At 43.5% G+C, this 5277-nt stretch carries 7 protein-coding genes and 1 tRNA gene; 1 reads left to right on the plus strand and 7 read right to left on the minus strand.

The features are described from left to right. Positions 1 to 278: 278 nt before the first annotated feature. The gene (locus tag PX482_RS22600) at positions 279 to 473 is read left to right on the plus strand and encodes a hypothetical protein (RefSeq protein ID WP_190722684.1); all 195 of its coding nucleotides are present in this window, start codon (positions 279 to 281) and stop codon (positions 471 to 473) included. Positions 474 to 533: 60 nt separating this feature from the next. On the opposite strand, the gene PX482_RS22605 is transcribed toward PX482_RS22600, so the two are convergent. The 7 genes from PX482_RS22605 to PX482_RS22635 form a co-directional block, all read right to left on the minus strand. Next, positions 534 to 618: transfer RNA gene (locus PX482_RS22605), tRNA-Leu, on the minus strand. Then, a complete protein-coding gene (locus tag PX482_RS22610; protein WP_288027692.1) occupies positions 597 to 1484 on the minus strand; it encodes a M48 family metallopeptidase in 888 nt (295 codons plus the stop codon). The genes PX482_RS22605 and PX482_RS22610 overlap by 22 nt, the downstream gene beginning before the upstream one ends. Further along, positions 1477 to 1896 carry a tetratricopeptide repeat protein gene (locus PX482_RS22615; RefSeq protein ID WP_002757780.1) on the minus strand — a complete coding sequence of 140 codons (420 nt, stop codon included), beginning with the start codon at positions 1894 to 1896 and terminating at the stop codon, positions 1477 to 1479. Before PX482_RS22615 ends, PX482_RS22610 begins: the two co-directional genes overlap by 8 nt. A gap of 119 nt (positions 1897 to 2015) precedes the next feature. After that, positions 2016 to 2753, minus strand: coding sequence for a sulfite exporter TauE/SafE family protein (locus PX482_RS22620; protein WP_288092993.1), 738 nt, complete (start codon positions 2751 to 2753; stop codon positions 2016 to 2018). A gap of 31 nt (positions 2754 to 2784) precedes the next feature. Further along, positions 2785 to 3552, minus strand: a complete 768-nt coding sequence (locus tag PX482_RS22625) for a proteasome-type protease (RefSeq protein WP_002757776.1) — start codon at positions 3550 to 3552, stop codon at positions 2785 to 2787. A gap of 111 nt (positions 3553 to 3663) precedes the next feature. Further along, the gene (fabG, locus tag PX482_RS22630; RefSeq protein ID WP_002757772.1) at positions 3664 to 4440 is read right to left on the minus strand and encodes a 3-oxoacyl-[acyl-carrier-protein] reductase; all 777 of its coding nucleotides are present in this window, start codon (positions 4438 to 4440) and stop codon (positions 3664 to 3666) included. 141 nt (positions 4441 to 4581) lie between these two features. Further along, on the minus strand, positions 4582 to 5277 hold a 696-nt coding region (locus PX482_RS22635; protein WP_288123049.1), incomplete at its 5' end, for a lysophospholipid acyltransferase family protein.

Here is a 5277-nt window from a genome sequence, read left to right on the forward strand (position 1 = left end):
ATGGGAGTGATCAGGGGGAAATTCAGGTACTTTTTCCCTGAAAATTAGGTAATTGACCCCCTCAAAATCGGTAAAACCCCACACCCCACACCCTACACCCTACACCCTGCTTCTAGGAAAAACTTTTTCAGCAGACCCTACATAGCTGATGGGTGAGAATGGGGTCAAAAAATGCGTGAGTAACCAAAACAAAATCCTTCGACTGTCGTACAGAAATTAATGAAAATTAAAGCGGAAAGACAAGCAAAAAGGCAAAGTTTATGATGTTGCAATATCTGATGGATGACAATATTGACCCATTTTATGTTAAGCAATTACGGAGAAAAAATAGAGATTTAGTGGTTTGGGCAATCGGAGAACCCAATGCACCAGAAAAGGAAACATTAGACCCAGAAATTCTGACCTGGTGTGAGATAAATAATTTTATTCTTAATACAGGTATGAGTATCAGGATAAAAACTAATCAAATCTAAACTAGGCTAATATTCTGGGATATTTCTAGACCATAATAGCCAGAAATTACTGTAATTTGATGGGCGGAGTCGGACTCGAACCGACATGAGGGGCTGCCTCGCCACATTTTGAGTGTGGTGCGTCTACCAATTTCGCCATTCGCCCTTGGCATTAGCTTTATCATTATAACCCATTTTTGGACTCTTTAACAAATTGTGATAATCGGGGGAACTAGCCCAACGATCGATTTCTCGCGCGCGTAGGACGGGGAGGGGATGGGTTAACTGTTGGGTTTGCAAACCCTTTAACATTTCGCCAATTTCCGAGGCGCTGACGGCATCGTAGGACTTGGCCTGATCGATAAAAGCCTCTAAATTTAATAAAGGTGCGAGACTGGGGGAACCTCCGGCTAACTTCATTAACACCGACATGACGATTTTTGGGTCTTGAACTGCCAATAAAGCCGCTCGATCGCAGCTAAACTCGGCGCAGCGCACCCATGCTAACATTCTCTCCTGTAGGGATCGTGCTAACATTGTCCCCCAATTGGGCAGTAATCCCGCCGCTAGGACCATAATATTGGCTAAAGTGAGATAAACGCCGTGTTCACATTTGAGATGACCTAATTCGTGGGCCATTACCGCTTGAATTTCTGCGGGAGTCAGCATTTCGATTAGGGAAGTGTGCATCACCATAAACGGTTTTTTGCCCCGCATGGCGAAGGTATAGGCGTTAGGAACGGGGTTTTGTTGAATGTATAATTGAGGTGGTTCTAAGTCGAGAATTCGGCAAGCTTCTAGGAGGAGATTATGCAGGTCGGGTAATTGTTTTTCCCCCACCAAAACACTAGCAGCAATATTATTTAAGTAAAAGAATTCCTCAGCGACGGAACCTAACAAACTTCTCACGGCTATATCTAACCCAGGCAACTGTTTAAGGGAGTTAGTGGCCTCTAGGTCGATGGGATGCCGAAAATCATTGGCTTTTAAGCCGAGTAATAACTGTTTTGATAATTCCATATTCTTATTCATTTAACCAAGCTTTGACGCGTTCTAAACTTTTCCAATTGGGTTTTCTAGCTAAACCATCGGCGATATTTTCATCCACTTCTTGGCGAACTTCTTTGTTTAAACTAACTAATTGTTGTACCAGTTCGATATGTTCTCTAACTCCGGCGGTTTTGGTTTCCAACATAGCTAAAACCAAATTGATCCGGTTTTGGGGGGAAACTTTATCGAGTTTAACGGCTTTTTGGGCGGCTTTTAGGGCTAATTCCGGTTTATCGGTGAGCATATATAACCAAGCCAAACAGGACCAAACGGCGGCATTTTTCGGACTGCGATCGCTTAATTGTTTAAATTCCGGCAATAAACTGGCGGCGCTTTCTCCCTGTTGGTAGCGTTCTAAACCTTGTTCGAGGGTAAAATTGGCGGTTTCTGTCATTTTCAGTTGCGGGGTTAATCAAGGAGCAAATTTAACGGTTATCGGCGTATTACACAAAGCTAGTACAATTTACCTTTATCTAGTATTCTAGCAAAATTTGTCCCTTTGTCAGCAAAATTTTAAAAGACGATGCCGCGTTCTCGCCAGATCATCAATAAGCCACTCATCGAAACGAATAACATCACTGCTTGTTTAAATTGTTGGGGACTCATTTTTTCTAAAACTTTTTGTCCTAACCAATTGCCCGGCCAGGCCGCTAATCCTAACAATAAACCGTAACCGAGAAAAGGCAGATGTAAAACTCCAAAGGCTGCGTAGGCGATTAATTTGGCCACATGAACTACTACCATGTGAACGGATTTCGTTGCCACCATTGGTTCTTTAACTAGCCCATAGTTGATATAAAACAGGTTCATCATCGGGCCGGTACTACCGACTAATCCTGAGAGGAAAGCGTAGATAAATCCCGAGGGCATAAAATACCAAGTTTTAATCTCAAAAAAAGGATTTTCTTCTTGGGGAAATAATTGTTTAAGCGAGGATAAAACCAGAAAAATTCCCAAAACTAGCGGCAACCATTTGAATTGTAAATGGGCAAAGACAAAAGCGCCGAGGGTAGATCCCATAATTGCGCCGGGTAGATACCACACCGTCGAGGGCCAGTCAATGGCCCGCCAATACATTCCCATGCGTTGGACGTTACCGAGTAGCATCCCCGTGGTTAAAACTGGAGGAATGACGGCAGCATCGAGAAACCAACCTAAAACGGGGAGTAGAATCAGGGGGCTGCCCCCACCAGCAAGGGTGCTAAAAAACCAAGCTAGACTACCTGCCAACATCAAGGTAACAATGATCATCGAGTTGTAAAGTTAATTCACAAAGAGTTACTTAATCTATTATGATATCCTCTTTGGGGTCTTCATCGGTATAATGCCATTCCACATTGGGCATAGCCTCGAAAGCTTGCCGGACGTAATCTTCCCAGAGTTTCCGCATTTTGGCTAGGTAGGGATCTCCTAGGCGCAATTGTAACTTATGACGTAGGCTTAGGCTATTAGCTTCATACATACTCAAATAGATAGGCGGTCCGACGGAAATATTCGATTTCATGGTCGAATCGATGGAAAGTAAGGCACATTTGGCCATTTCCTCTAGGGGTGTATCATAGGTAATGGTGCGATCAAGAATCGGTTTACCGTATTTAGTTTCACCTATCTGTAAAAAGGGCGTTTCTTTGGTGGCTTGAATATGATTTCCTTGGGGATAAATCAGGAATAATTGCTGGTCTTCTCCTTTAATTTGTCCCCCAAGAATAAAGTTACATTTAAAATCAATATTATCTTTTTCTAGCCAAGTTCTTTCCCTAGCTTGTACTTGACGACTTTTATCACCGATATAGTGGGCGATATCGTAGAGATGATTCAGAGAATGGAGATTTTTATCCTCTTGATTGTGCAGGTCTCTTTTTAGTTCGTGAATCACTCCTTGGCTAATCGATAAATTGCCGGATGTGCAGACCATAATTACCCTTTCTCCCGACACCGAAAAATCAAATAATTTCCGATAGGCCGAGATATAATCGACTCCCGCATTTGTACGAGAATCCGCCCCCATAACAATGCCAAAACGATTGATAATTCCTAAACAGTAAGTCATTATAAATTATGAATTATGAATTATGAATTGGGAAGTGGGGAGATGAGAGTGCCAGAGTTGGGATAAAAAAGCTAAATTCTGACGACCAACGACTGATAACTGATAACTGAATTAAGCCATAACCATACCACCATCGACGTTAAAGACTTGACCGGTGATATAAATAGCGGCGGGATCGGCGGCTAAAAAACGCACCATTCCGGCTACTTCTTCCGGTTTTCCATAACGGGAGAGGGGGATATATTTGAGAATTTCATCTGCTTTGAGGTCATGAGTCATATCGGTTTCAATAAAGCCGGGGGCCACGGCATTAACAGTAATGCCTCGACTGGAAAATTCTTTGGCTAAAGTTTTTGTTAAACCGATAACACCAGCTTTAGCGGCACTGTAATTAGATTGACCCGGATTACCCATCAAACCGGATACGGAAGTGATGTTAATTATGCGGCCGCTTTTCTGTTTTAACATCAATTTACTGACGGCGCGAGTGCAGAGAAAAACCCCGGTTAAATTGAGATCGATGACCGCTTGCCAGTCTTCTAATTTCATTCTTAACATTAGGGTATCCCGGGTAATACCGGCATTATTAACTAAGACATCAATATGACCGAATTTTTGCTTGGTACTGTCCACTAAATTATCCACTTCTTCGCTTTTAGCCACATCTGCTTGTAGAGCTATTGCCTTTCCCCCGGCCGCGGTAATTTCTTCGACAACGGCATCGGCAGCACTGCTAGATTTAGCATAGTTCACCACTACAGTAGCACCCTGGCTGGCTAATTCCAAGGCGATCGCTTTACCGATCCCTCGCGAGGCCCCGGTTACTATGGCTACTTTGTCTTGTAAATGCTGGCATTCTGCGGGTAATAGTTTCATAATTTTCTGCATTCCCCAAATAATCGTCAAATCTCAAGAGAAAACTTTGTACTGATAACTTTGCTCAAAACAATTCATTATCTCACAAGCGGGTTAATTTGACCGCAGCCATCCTCAAGTGCGATCGCTCTGTCCCCACTTTCCTGTATAGTATCAGGGAGAATTGGCCGCCACTAATTGATCGAGTTGTTGCTGCATCAAATAACAGACTTTCTCATAACATTCGCGTACATAACGGCGGTCCCGGGCTGCTTTTTTGCCGTAACGTTCAAAAATAATTGGGGGACAAACCCGCGTCTGTATCGATACGGGTAAGGGAATATTCGGCAAGGGACCGATAGCTAGTCCCCAGGGTAAACCGAAATAGATGGGACAGGTCCCGGGGTCAATACCGAAAGGCCAAGGCATACCCTGTTTATGCAATTCTTTTAATTGAGGATAAATATCTTCGAGGACAAACAGAGTCGAGTGAGCGCCGTGGGAAATGGCGGGAATAATCGGCACTTCGTACTGTAAAGCTAGTTTAACAAAAGCTTGATTACCGGCAAAATAAATTTTATTTCTTAAACTGTGGGGACGGAAAACATCCGCAGCACCTCCCGGATAAATGAGGACACTAGCGCCACTATTTAAAGCAGCGATCGCCATTTTGGGATGGGCATGAACGGCCCCCATTTGGGCTGCTAGACTAGCTTGGGGTGGAAAAAATCGCCAGACTCGCGAATCCATCAAACCATAGACTAAGCGATCGCTGCCAAAGCGTTGAAACCAATCATACATCATCATAAACATATCGGGAGCCGCTAAACCGCCGTTGTGGGAGCCGATGAATAATACCTGTCCTGAGGG

This window comes from Microcystis sp. M53602_WE12, assembly GCF_030065455.1.
In the GTDB taxonomy this organism is placed as follows: Bacteria; Cyanobacteriota; Cyanobacteriia; order Cyanobacteriales; family Microcystaceae; genus Microcystis; species Microcystis aeruginosa.